Source organism: Candidatus Cloacimonas sp. (assembly GCA_039680785.1).
Classification (GTDB): domain Bacteria; phylum Cloacimonadota; class Cloacimonadia; order Cloacimonadales; family Cloacimonadaceae; genus Cloacimonas.
On sequence record JBDKSF010000055.1, the window covers coordinates 1 to 17,578 of the forward strand.

Annotated in this window: 16 protein-coding genes and 1 tRNA gene; 6 read left to right on the forward strand and 11 right to left on the reverse strand. The window is 38.2% G+C overall.

The window, feature by feature from the left end; genetic code table 11:
• The first annotated feature begins 412 nt into the window (after nucleotides 1-412).
• Together secG and ABFC98_03515 are read left to right on the forward strand one after the other, a co-directional pair.
• Nucleotides 413-751, forward strand: coding sequence for a preprotein translocase subunit SecG (gene secG, locus ABFC98_03510; protein ID MEN6445095.1), 339 nt, complete (start codon nucleotides 413-415; stop codon nucleotides 749-751).
• A 74-nt stretch (nucleotides 752-825) separates the two neighbouring features.
• Nucleotides 826-913: transfer RNA gene (locus ABFC98_03515), tRNA-Leu, on the forward strand.
• Nucleotides 914-992: 79 nt separating this feature from the next.
• On the opposite strand, the gene ABFC98_03520 is transcribed toward ABFC98_03515, so the two are convergent.
• From ABFC98_03520 to ABFC98_03535, 4 genes are all read right to left on the reverse strand, one after another.
• Nucleotides 993-1,775: a CAP domain-containing protein gene (locus ABFC98_03520; GenBank protein ID MEN6445096.1), complete on the reverse strand. Its 783-nt coding sequence runs from the start codon at nucleotides 1,773-1,775 to the stop codon at nucleotides 993-995.
• A gap of 14 nt (nucleotides 1,776-1,789) precedes the next feature.
• Entirely contained in the window at nucleotides 1,790-2,218 is a 429-nt protein-coding gene (locus ABFC98_03525) for a DUF5683 domain-containing protein (protein ID MEN6445097.1), read from the reverse strand.
• A 182-nt stretch (nucleotides 2,219-2,400) separates the two neighbouring features.
• Nucleotides 2,401-3,171, reverse strand: a complete 771-nt coding sequence (locus tag ABFC98_03530) for an exodeoxyribonuclease III (protein MEN6445098.1) — start codon at nucleotides 3,169-3,171, stop codon at nucleotides 2,401-2,403.
• Nucleotides 3,172-3,182: 11 nt separating this feature from the next.
• On the reverse strand, nucleotides 3,183-3,821 hold the full coding sequence (locus tag ABFC98_03535) for a hypothetical protein (protein ID MEN6445099.1): 639 nt from the start codon (nucleotides 3,819-3,821) through the stop codon (nucleotides 3,183-3,185).
• Nucleotides 3,822-3,932: 111 nt separating this feature from the next.
• Between ABFC98_03535 and ABFC98_03540 the strand changes: the two genes are divergently transcribed.
• Genes ABFC98_03540 through ABFC98_03555 form a run of 4 tightly spaced genes read left to right on the forward strand, consistent with a single transcriptional unit; the run spans nucleotide 3,933 to nucleotide 8,514 of the window.
• Nucleotides 3,933-6,356: a putative LPS assembly protein LptD gene (locus ABFC98_03540; GenBank protein ID MEN6445100.1), complete on the forward strand. Its 2,424-nt coding sequence runs from the start codon at nucleotides 3,933-3,935 to the stop codon at nucleotides 6,354-6,356.
• On the forward strand, nucleotides 6,337-6,927 hold the full coding sequence (locus tag ABFC98_03545; GenBank protein MEN6445101.1) for an HAD family hydrolase: 591 nt from the start codon (nucleotides 6,337-6,339) through the stop codon (nucleotides 6,925-6,927). The genes ABFC98_03540 and ABFC98_03545 overlap by 20 nt, the downstream gene beginning before the upstream one ends.
• Nucleotides 6,924-7,733, forward strand: a complete 810-nt coding sequence (locus ABFC98_03550) for a TrmH family RNA methyltransferase (protein ID MEN6445102.1) — start codon at nucleotides 6,924-6,926, stop codon at nucleotides 7,731-7,733. Before ABFC98_03545 ends, ABFC98_03550 begins: the two co-directional genes overlap by 4 nt.
• Nucleotides 7,726-8,514, forward strand: a complete 789-nt coding sequence (locus tag ABFC98_03555; protein MEN6445103.1) for an XdhC/CoxI family protein — start codon at nucleotides 7,726-7,728, stop codon at nucleotides 8,512-8,514. Before ABFC98_03550 ends, ABFC98_03555 begins: the two co-directional genes overlap by 8 nt.
• A 789-nt stretch (nucleotides 8,515-9,303) precedes the next feature.
• Here the strand turns inward: ABFC98_03555 and ABFC98_03560 are convergent.
• From ABFC98_03560 to ABFC98_03590, 7 genes are all read right to left on the reverse strand, one after another.
• A complete protein-coding gene (locus tag ABFC98_03560; protein ID MEN6445104.1) occupies nucleotides 9,304-9,807 on the reverse strand; it encodes a phosphotransferase in 504 nt (167 codons plus the stop codon).
• 106 nt (nucleotides 9,808-9,913) lie between these two features.
• On the reverse strand, nucleotides 9,914-10,729 hold the full coding sequence (locus ABFC98_03565; protein MEN6445105.1) for an SMP-30/gluconolactonase/LRE family protein: 816 nt from the start codon (nucleotides 10,727-10,729) through the stop codon (nucleotides 9,914-9,916).
• Nucleotides 10,729-12,135, reverse strand: coding sequence for a cysteine--tRNA ligase (gene cysS, locus ABFC98_03570; protein MEN6445106.1), 1,407 nt, complete (start codon nucleotides 12,133-12,135; stop codon nucleotides 10,729-10,731). The genes ABFC98_03565 and cysS overlap by 1 nt, the downstream gene beginning before the upstream one ends.
• Before the next feature lie 10 nt (nucleotides 12,136-12,145).
• Nucleotides 12,146-15,988: a type IX secretion system sortase PorU gene (gene porU, locus ABFC98_03575; protein MEN6445107.1), complete on the reverse strand. Its 3,843-nt coding sequence runs from the start codon at nucleotides 15,986-15,988 to the stop codon at nucleotides 12,146-12,148.
• A complete protein-coding gene (locus tag ABFC98_03580) occupies nucleotides 15,988-16,137 on the reverse strand; it encodes a hypothetical protein (protein MEN6445108.1) in 150 nt (49 codons plus the stop codon). The genes porU and ABFC98_03580 overlap by 1 nt, the downstream gene beginning before the upstream one ends.
• 13 nt (nucleotides 16,138-16,150) lie before the next feature.
• Entirely contained in the window at nucleotides 16,151-16,612 is a 462-nt protein-coding gene (locus tag ABFC98_03585; GenBank protein ID MEN6445109.1) for a 23S rRNA (pseudouridine(1915)-N(3))-methyltransferase RlmH, read from the reverse strand.
• 4 nt (nucleotides 16,613-16,616) lie between these two features.
• Complete coding sequence (locus tag ABFC98_03590; GenBank protein ID MEN6445110.1) at nucleotides 16,617-17,516, reverse strand: bifunctional enoyl-CoA hydratase/phosphate acetyltransferase; 900 nt, start codon at nucleotides 17,514-17,516, stop codon at nucleotides 16,617-16,619.
• Nucleotides 17,517-17,578: the final 62 nt, after the last annotated feature.

Consider the following 17,578-nt stretch of genomic DNA (forward strand, 5'->3'; position numbering starts at 1 on the left):
CAATCGTATAACCCTCAACTTTATCCAGATCAAGTTCTTGCACTATTGCAGAGTGTTTTTTTGCCATAAATTAATCCTCTTATATCATTGTGTATAAAATCATCTTTTCTGTCAAGCGGAAAAATTCAGTTATTCTTGAAGAATGGCATCTCCTTCTGGTAAAATCCTCTGAGTTGTATAAACCTTATAATATATCAGATGTTTATGAATAAGCTCAGCATATTCTGGCTTACCGAATTTTGCATTCGCAAAACACTTGGCAAGGGAGTATAAAATAGATAAAAATTAGCCAGTTAGGAGAAAATGCGATAGCCCATTCTGACGCATTTCAATTATTTTGATTGACAAAAAGGGGGTTTTTAATTTTGAAGAAAAAAAGAAGTAAAAGCAAAGATTATAAAAGGATTAGATAATGGTTTTATACACGATTGCCTTAATTGTTCATGTGATAATTTGTGTCGCTCTCGTATTAGTGATATTGGCACAGACCTCGAAAGGGGGTTTGGATTCCAATTTGGGTGGAGCGGCAATGAATGTTTTTGGAGGAAGTGGCGCTTCCAAGTTCTTAAAGAAATGGACGCAAATCCTGTCCATTGTTTTTGCTGCATCCTGTGTTATACTTGCCTTCTTGGTTAAAAATATTAATACCAGTGCGCTCTCCGGAATCCAGGAAAAGCAAAAAAAGATTAAAGATACTGAGCAACCAGCTCCTACTACCAATCCTGTATCCAAGCCAGCAACTACTAAATAGAAAACAGCGCTTTAGCAGGATTTCGGTTTTTGGTTAAGTTTACTCTAAATACAGAATATATATTAAAGACATAAGCAGAAGTGGTGGAATTGGCAGACACGCAAGACTAAGGATCTTGTGCCTGTAACGGGTGTGCGGGTTCGAGTCCCGCCTTCTGCACCATTATTTTTTACAAAGGAGCTTTACGAAGCTCCTTTTTTTTATGTGGGTTGGTGTACATTTAGGAGCTAAAAAAAATAGTTTACTTTACTTTCAGCTTGATTCCATCTTCAAAATATGAATGCCCAAAGCCAAAGCATAATGAATAATTACCTTTACCGGCAGGGAAATCCACCAGCACTTCAAATTGGTCTGTTCCTGTCCATTGAATAGGGACGGGTTTCAAGCCCATGGTATAATATTTATCATCTATATTGTATTTAAATTCTGCATCAGGGAAATTGAGGACTGCTTGCAGGTCTGTTTTTGGTTCGTTTGCCAGATATGCAAACTTTAGCTGATATTGATATTGAGGATTGCAATCGGCAGGAATATCAGAAAGTAATTTCACTATCGGAGTAGCAAAATTTTGCGTGGCGAGCAAAAGAGAACCTTGAGAAACAACTCCTACGCCTAAATAAGTGAAAGTAGAATTTAAAATATTATCCCTATGTTCCGGAGAGTTCATCCAGCCCTCTACAATTTCTTCGGGAGTTAAAACTTTTGCGTTGTTTTCAATTTTAGCCAAATTTTCTCCGATGGAAACTACTATCAGAGAAGAATAGTATTGTTTCTTTCGGGTATCCACCAGATAACCATTCTGGTCTTTATGAGCAAAAAAATGATATTTATACATATTTTGGCTATGTTGCCGAGCCAAATCTGCCAATCCCTCATCATATAAAAGCGGAGGCAAATTTGCCGCCATTCTTTCCTGATTGGTAAGTTCCCAAATCCGATGTTCGAAATCTGGTAAACTTATCGTTTTGGATGCTTGAGAGCAACCGAATAGTAACAAACAAACAAGTAAGATTGATTTTCGCATTTATCATACAACAGCTAAAAATGATATTCTATAAAAAATGTCTTATCCTCAAAGCGGAGATGGATATTTTCTTTTTCTGCTTTAAAATTGGATAGATTGGCGTCTATATAGGCATCAAGAGTGGAAAAAGCCAGGGTAAATCCCATCAGCCAAAAATCACGCGTGCGCTTTTCTCGATAATTCTTCTGGCTGTTTTTATAGCTTTCCAAAAGGTATGGATCTGTCTCGGCATTGATTTTATCTTTCCAGTCCTGCACTTTGGAATTGTTATGAACGGCAGAAGCGATAAAGAAACTTTGGATTCCGATTACCGCTCCGGCTTTTATATAGGACTCATTATATATTTGGCCTCCTCCGGGGAAGAGAGAATATACAATTGCTTTGGTAGGGTTCTTTTTTACCGGTTGGGCAATCAAGAATCCGTTTACGATGATTAACAGCATTACAAGGATGCCTTTTCTCAACATAACTCCCTTAATTTTTTTGTCTTTTTCTTGTTAAACTACTATTCTGTCAATAACAATGTAGGGAAGACGCCACTTTATGCCAGAAACATTGTGAATAACCATAAAGCTAAATAGCCATTTCTACCGTAAAATTATTGGTTAATTTCTATGAAACTGGTTTAAATGACCAATTCTACAAAAACAGGGCAGTGGTCTGAGCCATCGATATCCTGTCGGATACCTGCTTTTTTTACATACTTCATACTCTCTGAATTTACCCAGAAATAATCCAAACGCCAACCCACATTTCTAAGCCGAGCTTTGGTTCTAAAACTCCACCAACTGTATTGATCGGGGCTTTTGTCAAAATAGCGGAAAGTATCTATCCAGCCCATCGTTTCCAGTTTATCCAGCCAAGCTCGTTCAATAGGCAAAAAACCGCTTGTCTTTTCATTTTCTTTCGGATTGGCAAGGTCTATGGGTTTATGAGCAGTATTAAAGTCCCCGCCCACTAAGATAATTTTACCAGTGGCTCTTTTTTCTTCCATAACTTCCAAGCAGCGGTCGTAGAAACGGAGTTTATAATTTAAGCGTTCATCATCTTTTTGACCATTGGGGAAGTAGATATTAAAATAGATAAAGGCATCATATTCGGCAATATTTATTCTCCCTTCGCAGTCAAATTCCTGATAGCCAAAACCGGTGGAGAATTTTAGAGGCAGTAGTTTGGTAAATAGTCCAGTGCCAGAATACCCTTTCCGCAAGCCATGCGACCAATAAATAAGATATTCATCCAGTGTCTTTAGCTCTTCAGGGATTTGGTGTTCTTGCAGTTTGGTTTCCTGGATTCCCAAAATATCCGGCTGTTCTTTTTTGATGATATCGATAAAGCCCTTATTCAAAGCAGCGCGTAAGCCGTTTACATTCCAAGACCAAAATAGTAAATTCAAACAATGCTCCCTTAGTAAATCACATACAAAAGATGACTTTTGGAGCTTAACCAATCATCATCAAAAGCTATATTCCAGGAAGCAGTTTTGCCTGTGCATTTACCATAACCGCCATCATCTATTTTTTTGATTTTAGCGGGCAAGTGTATTTTGTTGTGGAAATTGATCTCTAAAAGTTCAAACCAGCTGTAATCTATGTCCTCGCTTTCCAAGAGAGCTAAGTCGTCCGTTTCTATGCTTAAAATTCTATTTTTTCCTTCTTTAACCAGCGAAATGGCATTTTTTCCTTTTGCACTCAAGACCTTATTCAGACCCTCCATATTTTCAAAAGTAAAATTCATCCAATAGGTAAAGTGTGTATCTTTATCACTGTGATTTTCGCGCTGAGATAATTCCGTAATCACTATCCCCGGTGTTTTTTCAGCTATTTCGGCAAGGGGGTAAAAAGCATTAACAGAATATAGTTGCTTCAATTCCGGCGTTACATTATCAATGCCAACTGGAATTTGCATATCGATTTTCAGTGAGACCTTTCCCGATTCGTCTTTTTTCAGCCAAATTTCTTGTTCCATATCTATTTTGCAGGCGGACAAGCCAAGCAGGATGATTATACCTGTCAGCCATCTGAAGACACTACCTTTTTTAAGCATTTATTTCTCCCTTCAAACGCCTTTATATTAACATAATAATCTATTTTTGGGGTTAGGCAAATTATTATCCCGCTTGACATCGAGATGGCTTTCGTTTTTATTGAATGCTAAATGAGAATTAATAGAAGTTGCTTTTTTCTGATCCTTTTTCTGTTGTTAACAGGGTTGCCGCTTTTTGCTCAAAAAGAAGCAGAGAACATTGCTTTGCCCGATTCTTTGTTTCCGGAAATACCAGATAGTTTGAAAATTAATGTAATTAAAACCGATTCTCTTTTTTATACGGCAGATAGTATCCATTTTGAATATGCCTCCGAAATCATTAAACTTTTCGGTAAACCAAAGATAAATTATCAGGATACGGAAATTATAGCCGATTCCATTACCGTAGATGTAAAAAATGAACGCGCTTTCAGTTATGGCTACACCCAAATGAAAGATGGCGACCAATTACTTTTGGGCTCCAATGTTCGCTTTGATGTCAATAGCCAAACAGGCATTTTGGATGATGGTTACAGTTTAATTGAAGGTGGATTTTACAATGGACACGAAATACGCAAGATAGATAAAGATATTTATGATATTGATGGAGGCACTTTTACCAATTGTGATCTAAAAGAGCCCTCTTTTTGGTTTTGGGCAAAACAATTGCGGGTTTACCGAGGCGATAAAATTGTTGGAAAACCAGTTATTGGCTATGTAAATCATTTTCCCGTTTTCTTTTTTCCTTTTATTACAATTCCCATCAGGCAAGGAAGGCATCCTGGTTTTTTAATTCCTTCTCCCGATTATAATAATGTAGATGGTTTTGTAATGCGGAATCTGGCTGTATATTATCCTTATCGTGATTATGCCAATTTTGTTTTGGGGTTTGATCTTATGGAAAAAACGGGCTGGAAAGGAAATTTTGAGACAAACTATATAAAGCGTTATGCCTTTTCAGGTGACTTCGATGCTTCTTTTCAACACAATATCAAGGAAAACAGCACTTTTGACGATTGGTCTTTGCAGGGAAGGCATCATCAGGAATTGCCTGAAAAATCCTCTCTGGATGCCAATATCAATTTCATCAGCAACAAAAGAATATGGGAAAGCAGTAGTGACATAGACCAAAGTTTAGCTCAGCGTTTAACTTCCAGCATTTCATATTCCAAGCCGATAGGTTCTTCTTACTTCAATGCCGGCAGTAATTTTACTCAGGATTTGATCAATGACACTGCTTCTTTATCTTTGCCCAGTGCATCTTTTTATTTGGCAAGCCGTCCGGTCTCCGAACTTTTTAAGGTCTCATCCGATTCCCCTTTAAGCAATTTCAATTATCGTTACAATGTTTATTTGGAGCATACCGGTTACCTCAAAGAAAAAAATTACTCCTTCAGTGATTTTTGGTGGGATAATACTATAGACCCAGCAGATACTACAGGACTTACAATGTTGAACGAACACCATATTGGTTTGAAACAAAATGCGGGGATTTCACACAACTCCAATTTATTCGGTTGGTTGAATTTAGGGCAGAATTTTGACTATACGGAAGCATGGATGGATAGAGACAAAAAAGAGTCAAATTTTGCCAGAGGAAATGCCTGGACTGCGTCTGCAAATGCCAGATTTAATCTCTATGGTTTACGCACTTTCCATAATTTTCCCGTTACGGCAATCAGACATATCGTTACCCCCAACATTGGATATTCCTATCAGCCGGATATGCAAAAAAATGCCGATTTATATAATTTTGGCAGCATTGGCATCAGCAGCGCCAGAGAAACATCCAGCTTATCTTTAAGTGTAGATAATAATTGGCAGATGAAGTATGGCAAAAAGGGTAAAGAAAATAAGCTTAACGAATTGCTCTATTGGAGGATAGGAACTTCCGCCAATCTGAAAAAGAAAGATAAACCCTTCAATAATATAGCGCATACTTTAACCTTCAAACCGGGCAATTACAGCTTGGGAACGCTATCTTTAAATGCAGGAAAATATCAAATTAAGGATATTAAAATTGGCTATTCTTCTCAGTTTAGCGCCACTCAAAATCCCTATCAAATTCACTGGAAAGAAATGAATTTGCGCAGTCAGTATTTTTCGCAGGGGATATCAATAGGTGGTTCTGCACCTTATACTAAATATTTTATTGCCGAGAAAAACAGAAGTTTTGAGGCGTTTGATAATCCTGATACGCTAACTTCCATATTTACAACCCCTTCAGAAACTGCAAACACTAACGACTGGAGTTTTTCCATAAGCCACAATGTATATGCCAACAAGGATATTTTCCATTCAGAAAGCAGTAATTTAAGAACGAATTTAACCTGTAAAATTACCGAGAATTGGAGCTTAACTTATTCTAATTATTACGATTTGAACACAAGTGATATGCTTTCGCAGACATTGTCTCTTTCCAGAGACCTGCATTGTTGGAAAATGGACATAAACATCACTTTGCGCAATGATTATTGGGATTACAGAATTTCTCTGTTCAATACTATGTTACCTGATGCCTTGAGGTTCCAAACACATGACAGCAAGAAATACTAAACGCGCCATTTTTTTAGATCGGGATGGAGTTATCAGTCCTGACGATTTTGGCTATTTAAGCGATCCGGCACAGTATCATCTTTATCCCTATACCATAGAGGCATTAACAATACTTCAGAACTTGGGTTTTTTACTGTTTGTAGTTACCAATCAGTCCGGCATTGCGCGTGGTTATTTTACTATTGAGGATTTAGAAAAAGTGCTTGCTAAAATGCGTTTTTTGCTTTCTGAAGGAGGAATTAACTTAGATGGCGTATATTATTCTCCGTATTTTAAAACAGGCATTGTAGCTCCTTACAATATAGAACACGAAGACCGCAAACCAGGCATAGGAATGTTCAAAAAAGCATATTCCGAGTTTCATTTTCAGAAAGAGGGTTCTTGGATGATTGGAGATCGCATCAGTGATATTGGTTTCGGCAAAAATGCCGGGCTGAAAAATATCCTTTTGCTTACTGGAAATGGCGATAAGGACTTTCTGAAGATATTAGAAACAGGAAGCCCCAAACCCGATTTTGTCTGCGAAAATTTGCTGACCGCCGCTAATTTGATAAAGGACTATAAGCTATGAAGTTTATCTCTTTGTATAGCGAAAGCAGATTTAAAGCATTTACTTATGAAGAGCAGATAAAGGCATTAAATAAATTAATTTCTGCTTTGGAAGAGAATTTAACCTCTTTAGAACATCGCTCACAACTTATTGAGCATCTTTTGAAACTCAGTTTATGGGTAGAAAAGCCCTTACCGGAAAGGATGCGGCTCTTTCTTATCGAACTAAATCCTCAGATAAGTCCCCATCAATTATATAATAAACTCTATTTTTATCAGGGCGGGGCACTCCGCAAAGATAGTCAAATTCCTCTTAAAGAAGGAAATATGAATATTTCTGCAGACCCGCATCTTCGCCAAAAAGCAAAGCAGATAACCGTTATTTGTGATAATTTGCGGTCGGTTTTTAATGTCGGTTCCATATTCAGAACTTGTGAATGTTTGGGCATTGGTCAAATTATTTTATGTGGCATATCACCTACACCCAATCATAGCAATATGCCCAAAACAGCTATGGGAACGGAAAAATTGGTTGCCTGGCAGTATTTTGATAAGACCTCTGAGGCAATTGCTTTTTGCCATCAAACCGGTTTATGTGTTTATGCTTTGGAGACCTTGGAAAAGGCAAAAAGTGTTTTTGAAACCGTTTATAATTTACCCCTGGCTATTGTCATTGGCAATGAAGCGCTTGGCATAGATCCTTCTTTTATAGAACTTTGTGATGAATTTATCACTCTCCCTCAATTGGGTTGGAAAAATTCTTTAAATGTAGGAGTGGCAACAGGAATTACTCTCTACCAAATTTTGTGGGGAGGTACAAATGGATAATCTTGCTTTTTATGCAAAATTGGCTATTTTATTAAAAGACCATACGCCTGTTTGGCAGGCAAGCATTATTGAAAGCGATGGTTCAACTCCTGCCAAAATAGGAATGAAATTAGCCATTCCTCTCAATTCCGAACCTTTTGGCAATTTGGGAGGTGGGGAATTAGAACATAAGGTTATAGAAATAATCCGTCAAGAAAAGCCCCGTCAAGCTCTAATATATAGTTTTAATCTTTCCGCCGATGGCTTAAAAGCCGGAATTGCCACTTCTATGCTTTGTGGGGGAGCGGCTAAGGTCTACATAGAACCATTGTTTTATACCGATAAACTCTATATTATCGGGGCAGGACATTGCGGCAAGGCATTAGGGAAAATCGCTTGCCTGTGTGGATTTTATGTGCATTTGATAGATAACCGCCAGGAAATTATTGCCAATTTGCCTCAGGATTGCTATCATTATGCAACCCAACATGATTATGCAGACCTGACAGAAGTAATGGATTTTGATTCCGACAGCTGGATTGTAATTATGACTCAAGGCCATATACACGATAAAGATGTTTTGGAACAATGTTTAAGAAAGTCCTTTCGCTATCTGGGAATGATTGGCAGTAAAAATAAGGCAGCTGCTACTTTTGCCCAATTAAAGGAAAAGGGCTTTACAGACGATGAACTTGCTAAATGCCATTCACCCGTGGGTTTGCCCATTGGCTCTCATACACCTTTTGAAATAGCCATCAGCATTTTGGCAGAATTGATTTCTTTCCGCAATCTAAAACAGTAGCATATTCACGCAGCTTTCGCATTATTTTTAATGCAGCTAACCTGGCTCTAAGCATTTGAGCATCTATCTTATACCAAAAACCATTAGGCAAGTATGGAGTTATATGCCTCTTACTATCTTTGTTTATTTTTTTCATAGTTGCAGCTTGGATAAGAGTTACCATATTGTCTATGGACATATTGAGCAACTGTGTACCGAACTAAAATCTCTCCCCAAAAACAGGTAAGCGCTTAGTGCGTCAGCAACCTTCGTTTTATTTGCCAGAAATGGATTTGATGGCTCATTTTTTCCCGAACTTGTAAATATGAGATTGAAATTGTGTCTTATCTAAATGGGTATATCGATTCTACATTATTTCCTACTTCAATGCAAACTGCACATCAGATGCAAGTTCCGCTCTTTGCTCCTTATTTAGAGCGTTTATCAAGTGATAATCTAACCTTAATCAAGCGTTAACAATTAACGCTTGATTAAGGGATGTTAAACGCTAAATTAATAGTTTCAAGCAAGAAAGATATAAGACCAAAATAGGGGATTTTATTGGGAAAGTGAGTGCTAAATTTGGTATAAAACTAAATTAACCTGACAAAATAAATATAGCGTTTGCGGTTTGTAAGATAATTATGTATGGAACAAATAGTTATGCAAGAAGAGTCAATTTGGACAAGAATAGGAGATAACCAACTATACTTTTATAAGGTTATATAGATATTGGCAGAAGGCGATAAAACCAGAGATAGGAAGGTGATAATTTTATTAGAACTTGGGCAATGTATTGTTATATAAGGTTTAGAATATGCTACTCAGATAAAGGCGGTTTGAATTTTGGACTGCAGCAGATTGTTTACCGGTTGGTTTACCGTAAAGTTCTCGGCGCTGGTCAAAAATAGCTATGTTTTGCTGCAGGCAGTCATTCCAGCGATTTTTATCCAACTGAATGAAAGAAGTGTAAATCGCCCAAAAGATAGTGACCGAATCAAGAAAGAATTTAGCCGAAAAATCCGCAGCCCAAAACAGTAAAAGGTGGGTGATATCCCTTTCCGGGCAGTCCATTTTGCTATCGCTAAAATCTATGAAATAGTATTTATCCTGGCAAAACAGGATATTTTTGGGCGAGTTATCTATGTGGCAAAGGCATTGATCGTTTTTTAAAGTAGCTAAGTGAAAGCGGGCAAGCGTCTCGGCTAACAAAACCGGTTTAAAACATTCTAACGCATCCAAATAGGGGATACCTGTCACTTTTTCTAACTTAATCCAGTTTGGCTTCTTAAATTCCAATAATTTCGGCAGCATATTCAGTCCCAATTGATAGGCGAATAATTCTGCTTCAAAGTGCTTTGGATTTGCAAAGCATTTAATTACAGAATCGGAGAGAATTATGGTATTATCGTTTAAATGGTTATTCAAGTTTCAGGCGGATGATTTTATTGGCGCTGAACAGAGGCACGATCAATTCATTTTCTGGCAGATAGTAATAAATATCGGCGGCATCTTTGATATTTTTGAAAGTAGCCAGAAAGCGATTTTGTTCTTGAGGAATTTCAAAAATCATATCTTGAGCCCAACTGCTGATATATATCCTACCCAAATCGTCTATAGCTATGCCGTCTAATTCTCCGTAAATACTATCCATAAAAATACTTACGCTATTATCCAAAGTGCTGATGGACAAAATTGGGCTTTGATCTTTAAAACAGACAACGAACATTTGATCACGCGGCATATCGTAAATAATGCCATTGGGTTTTTGCAGCAGAGGATTAACGATTTTTTGGATGTTATTATTAAGCGGATCAACCACATATACACAATTTCCAGCCGTATCCGTAGTATAAATAATTCCCTTTTTGGTAAAAGCAAGGTCATTCAACATTGAAGCGCCGGGTATATTGATCGTATCAATTATGGCTGTTTTTTCCAAGTCAATTACTTTGATATTTGTTTTATCGGCTACATAAAGTTTTTTGGCAAAGATAGTAATGCCGCGGGGTTGCTGTAGTCCCTTTTTTAAGAAGGGAGAATATTGACCGTTCAAATTCATCGAAACGATATTTCTGCCCGAAGTATTGGATATCAGAAAGCGTTTGCCGATTTCATCCCAAACAATGCTCTCGGGACCGTTTAAAGGTCCTTTCCGAGTGATGAGCATAATGGCGACAAAGATGACTATTAAAATAAGCAGTAAGAGGATAAGATGGCGGGTTTTAGGTTTCATTATGGCTCCTTTATATTCCATTTTACTCCTTCGGGAGTATCTTTTATTTCCACTCCAAGAGAGGCAAGGTCATTTCTGATTTTATCGGAGAGAGCCCAATTTTTATTGTTTCTTGCCTCCTGGCGGTAGGAGAGAATAAGCTCAATTAGGTCTTTGGACAAATCAGGCAGAAATTGGGTTAATTTAGTTTCCAGATTTTGAAAAAAGCCCAGGACAGAGCCCAATTCAACCATTTTTACGGCAGAGGCAATTCGCTCATCTAAAGATGAAGCGGGATTTTTTACTTTGCGATTCAGTTCAAAAAGGATGGAGATAGCTTTGGCGGTGTTAAAATCATCATCCATAGCCGCGCTGAATTCCTGCTCCAATTTTTGTAAATCTGCAGCCGTTTCGCAAGTAGAGGGAAGAGGATTTCCCTTATTGTCCAAATAGTTTATTTCCGATAATGAGCCGTAAAAATTGGCGACGGCGTGTTGTGCTTCTTGCATTAGCTCGCGACTGAAATCAATCGGACTACGATAGTGTTTGGATAAAAAAAAGAACCGAATTGCATCCGCATCGTAATCAGCTAAAATATCACGGGCAGTAAAGAAATTCTTCAAGCTCTTGCTCATTTTTTCGCCGTCTATATTCAAAAAACCATTATGCATCCAATAATTGGCTAATGGCTTGCCACTATAAGCAATTGCCTGAGCCAATTCATTTTCGTGATGAGGAAAAATGAGGTCTATGCCTCCGCAATGAAGATCAAAGGTATCACCTAAGTATTTTTTACTCATAACCACACATTCTGTATGCCAGCCGGGTCGTCCTTTTCCCCAAGGACTGTCCCAAACCGGTTCTCCTACTTTACTTTTTTTCCAGAGGGTAAAATCGGCAGGATGGCGTTTATCAGGATTTTCAGCAACTCTTGCTCCGACAAGCTGTTCATTTGTCTTTTTGCCGGAAAGAGAGCCGTAGGAAGGTAAATTTTCAGTGGAAAAATAGACATTGCCATTCACCTGATAGGCATAGCCCTTCTTTTCCAATTCGGCGATGAAAGTAATGATATCATCCATAACCGCGGTAGCTTTGGGCTGATAAGTAGGTGGCTTAATTCCAAGCGCTTTTGTATCTTCCAGAAAAGCGCGCGTGTATTTATCCGCTACAAGCTCAAAACCAATGTTTTCTTCATTTGCCTGAGCTATGATTTTATCGTCTATGTCCGTGATATTTTGCACATAAGTAACTGCATAACCTTTATATTCAAAATAGCGACGAACAACATCAAAAAAGATAAAAGCACGCGCATTACCAATGTGGAAATAGTTGTAAACAGTAGGACCGCAAGCATAGATGCCAACTTTCCCCTCGGTTATGGGTATAAACTCTTCTTTTTTGCGGGTTTGAGTGTTATAAATTAACATAGATATTATCCTATTTGAAGATTACCATTTTTTCGGTTTTTTCTATTTTTTTACCATCGGAAGAGCGAGCTTTAACTTTTACGAAATATGTATTATTTGCCAAGGCGTTACCTTGGTCGTCCCGTCCATTAAAGTAAATTTTATTAAATCCCTGTTTTCCGATTGCTTTAAGATCGGCTATGCGTCTGCCACGAATGGTATAAATACCGATATTAAGCTCTGCGTCAGAAGACAACATAAAAGTGATATAAGCATCTTTGGAAACGGGATTGGGATATATCAACAGCCGTTCAATATCCAGCTCGGAACTTTTTTTGGCGACAAAATTAGTAGAAGTAACGGAAGGTATATTGAAATTATCAAAAGCAACTACCTGAATAGTATGAAATCCTTCGCTCAAATCGGAGAGAGGATAAACAATGGAACCGGAAGTGCAAGAATTTTTATCATAATTAAAATATTCCGTTATCGCCGTTGGCTGAAGAGAATTATCGAGCACAATTAAAATATTGTGTCCCGAAGAACCGGTGATATTAATGCCGTTGGAATCGGAAATATCAGCATATAGGGTTGTATTTGTGCTAACTGTATCTCCAATGCGAAAATCTTTAGAACCAAGGTAAATGGAAATTTGCGGAGCATCAGGATTATCTACATCTGCTGCTTGATCACTAAAGCCCAAAGGAGAAAAGTAATTAGTATAATCCTTTTTAGCAGTGGAATCCCAAAAATATGAGACACACAGTCCATTTGTTCCGCTAACTATGTCATCCGGAACAATAAAAGAGGATTGATATTGAGAGGAAGAAACTTCACTGCTACCGCGGAAAAGCTGGTTTCCTCTTTTAGTAACGGTGGTTTGCGGTCCCAGAGAATAAGACCTCTTGGGATCAAAGACCTTTATTTCCGTTTCTCCGGAAAGTCCTGAGCCCGTAAAAGAGCCGTTCACTATTGTTGTTTCCCGCGAATGAAGAACAACTTTTTGTTCTGAAGAGCTAATCTGCATTGTGCTATCTCTTTCGGGTGGCACAATTCTTATTAACGGATCGCCCAAAAGAATATAGACGGCATTATTAGAATTACTTCCAGTGTAACGAGTTTTGGCGTCCATAATACTATAACCCAAAGGATTGCGATTATTTGCCAAACTTTGCATTAGATATTTCATCATCGGTTTGTTATTTTCTGCATAACTTATCCGCGCCGCGGAATAAGAGGCAATTGCTCCCAGATTATTCATCAGCACTACTTTTTGTCCTAAACTCTCAAAACCCCAATAATCAAATTGGGATACATCACAGGCAGCGGCGACAAAGAAAGTTAATTTATCCGGATTGGCAAATCTGCCCATATCCGTAGCTCCATTAATAAAATCTTCCGCTCCCAGTTTATCATAAGAACCGTGACCAGTATAAAGCATAACCAGCCGTCCTTCATTTACGGCATTGAATAAATCATCCCTAACGCCAGGTTTATTTTGGAATTCATCATATTCGTATTCCATAGCAAAAACTTTATCGGCTATGATGCTGGGATTGAGCACACTGCTGATTGCTTCAGCATCCTGGGTGTGAATATACTCCCAGCTGGAACTTCCATTAGTAAGATCATCGGCAATAAAAACCATAGAATTACGCCACCAGCCGGGAGATGGATTACTCGTATAATTACTGAAATTTTGCAGCATAATATTCATTTCAGCGGTATTTTTTACCGGATACCTGCCAATGGCTAATTCTGGGTAGTAATCTGTGTTTATCATTCCAAAATAGTCATCGGAAGCAGTAGAACCATCTTGCCAGACAATCATTTTGTTCTTTGGCGCCGCGCTACCGGAAAAATTCCTCCAGTCAATGGTTCCCAAGCCCAATAAGGTTAAAGAAGAAAGCTTGGGAGCAGGCAGATTGGAATAAAAATATTTCATTGCCAAACGGATGGCGGCAGGGTCTGTATGTCCGCCATTAAATTGATTATAAATGTCATCAGCCAATATTACCCGGCTGCGGACTTGATATAGTTGCCTGTATTTTTCAGCAAGAATCTGGGCTTGATCTAAAAATTCGGCTGAAGTTAGTATTATATTGTCGATATTGCTGATATCGGCAGTTAGATCTGTCGGATGGGTAACATTTATTAAAGAAGGAGTATATGCCTCATTCGGTTTTAGCATAAAATAGGTTGTGCTACTCTTTCCTACCGAAATGAAATAATTCTCCGTTATAGGAATCAGACCTACAGTATAAATGTCATTACAGCGAAAAACAAGAGTATTACTGATGTCGCCGCTTAAATTGAATCGGTAAGGAGTTTGATAGATGGCGGTAGGGTGTGAAAATTGCTTTTGAGCATTGCCTTTATTCAAATTCTGCCCATAAGTTAAGCGGATATAATCCAAATAAAGATTATCAGGCGTAGAACGGTTTACTTTCAAAATAATGTTATTATTTCCATTTACTAAATGCAAAGTTGTGTCTCTTTGACTGACGGTAAAGGGCCAGGTTCCGGTCCAAGTAAAATCTATCAGACCTGTTTGTTCATTGCTGTAAACTGGATAACCGTTTATAAAAACTTTAACTCTGTGATTGGTTCCTTCTCCTGCAACATCCTGACGCAATCGTAACTGAATTTGTTGTTCCAGGGAAGGATCAAGATCAGATAATTGCACATTAAAACTATATTCGGTAGTGACATTGCCAAACAGGGCTTGGGAATACCAGTCAAAACCTGTTATCTCTCTACGATAGGTTTCACTTTCTATATGTTTAACAAAGGGGGTGGAGGATACGGAACTCTCATAACTACTTGGGGGATATATGGTTTGAATTCTTAAAGGATTACCGGGAAAACCACTACCAAAGGTAAGCCAGAAAACCTGATTTTGCGAATAGGGGTTGTAATAAAGAGGATCATCCTGAACTTCTGTATTCTGATCAAAACCATCACGCGAGGTTCCATAAAAAAGAATATAGTCCGTTGGGTCAAAAACATTATCCGCTTCGCCCGCAATATAGATGGGGATTTCTTTAAATTCCGCCCCCGTTTCACTGACATTATTATCCAAAACTTTCCCTGAAGTGCTGAACATACGAATAGAGGATGGATCAATATCTCCCAGAGGAAGATTGTTTAAATCAGCATAATTAATGCGATAAATTCCGTTTCTACTTGTCTCAATCCTAACCCACCAATCACTTAAATTAAAGGGAGCATAATTTATTACGGGGCGTTGATTGTGACGCCAGTTGCGAGTTTGCTGTTCATTTAGGAGCTGAGCTAAAAAGATGTCCGCTGGCTTATCTGAGGTCTCTATACTACGATATTTCGTTTGTCCTGATATATTTATTCTAATGCTTGCCCGGGTAGTTATGATCAGGTTTTTATTGCCGTCGTAAGCAAAAGGGCTTATTCTAACCGGAACAAAACCAAAACCACGAAAGTTGGAAGCCGGAAGTTTAGTTAAAAAATCAGCGCTGCGGGTTTGATATTTACTTTGCACAATTTTATAGTCATAACTGCTGATTCCGTTAAGCATCTTAATTTCTGGTACAGGTAACAGAAGCGAAGGTAGAATAGTAGTTGTTGTATTGCTGCTAAGAACTGAACAAGTTATATCTCCTGAGGGAGGAATGCCAATTTTGAATTCGTCAAAAGGTATTAAAGGCGCTCCCTGAATATTACTATAGTTCATATTATCAGCGTTGAGACGACTGAACTCACCTTCGGAAGTAATTTCAAATGGTTCAATCTCATATTCCAACAGTAGTTCTGTTTCGCTTTTGCTGAGGATGGATACTTTTGCGCTTAAACAAGCAAAAGCTAACATCAGGAAAGCACATAAGATATTTCGACGCATTATTTCTCTCCGGGTTTGATGAGGTGCTCCAATAGATAAATCAGCAAGTAAAAAACAGCCATAAATATAAATATACCGAGCATTCCCTCAAGTAAAATTCCCAGGGCTAATTTCACATTTTCCAATGTCGTTGCTAAAATAAGCAGCATTTTTTCCTCTTCTTCAGATATGGTAGTTACGGTTATTGATAATCATTAAGGCACGGTAGATCTGTTCATAAAAAACAATCCGTGCCAGGCGATGCGTAAAAGTAAAACTGGATAAAGCTATAACACTGTTTGCCCGTTTGAAAACGGTCTCATCCACTCCAAATACGCCACCTATTACAAAAACAATATTCTTATCCGATAAATTAATCAAAAAATCGGCAAAAGCAAGTGAGGTCTTCTGTTCTCCTTTTTCATCCAAAAGGATTACATAATCGTCTGGCTTTAATGCTTTTAAGATTGTGATGGCTTCTTTTGCTTTTACAATGTCGGCACTGCCTGAGTTTTTAATGCTTTCATCGGCCAATTCTATTACCTGAAATTTAGCAAAAGCGGATATTCTCCTTTGGTATTCTGCGATACCTTCTTGAAGCCATTTATCTTTGGTTTTACCGATTTGGATAAGGGATATTTTCACTTATTTAGGACATTGTAGCCAAGGCAAGAGCCATACACAACATTTTGGTTTCGCCGCTATCAGCTCTGGAAGGTATTAAAATTGGAACTTTGGTTCCCATTGTTACATGGGCGATTCGATAATGACAATAGTAAGTTAACATTTTTCCATGCACATTGCCTGTTTCTATATTAGGAAAAACCAAAATGTCCGCAGCGCCTGCAACTTCGGAAGTGATGCCTTTTATGCGAGCTGCTTCTTTATCCACGGCATTGTCAAAAGCCAAAGGACCTTCAATTTTGCAGCCGGTAATCTGTCCGCGTTCATTCATTTTAGCTATTAAGGCAGCATCCATCGTTGCCGGCATTTTGGGATTAACTGTTTCAATGGCACAGATCATAGCTACTTTAGGATTGGGATTTCCCAAAGCGTGAGCTACTTGAACGGCATTTTTAACCATAGCGATTTTTTCGTTCAATTCGGGTAGAATATTGATGCCCCCATCGGTTTGAATTTTCAATCCTTCCGGATGCTCGTAAACGAAAACATCGGATATAACATCACTGACTTTTAATCCCTTTTCTTTATCGAGAGCAGCTTTCAGAATTACGGAGGATTCCATTTTACCTTTTAGTATTAGATCGCCTTTTCCTTCTTTGGCTATAGCTACTGCGGTTTCAGCCGCTTTTTTTAGATCGGCACCGGTGTCAATAATTTCAAAACTCTCAACCAATTCCGGCGCTTTTTGTTGTAATATGCTTATTATTTCTTGTTTATGACCCACCAGGATACTATCACATAGACCATCTTTTTTAGCTAAAACAGCTGCCTCAATGGCAGATTCTGTGTGGGCGCCGGCAATAATGGCAGTGCCTTTTCGATTCTGTTTTACATAAATGAGCATTTCATCAAAATTATGAAACATACTTCACTCCTTATTTATTATTCAGATGAAAAAAGTAGATTGTGCCTTCAGACATTATAAGC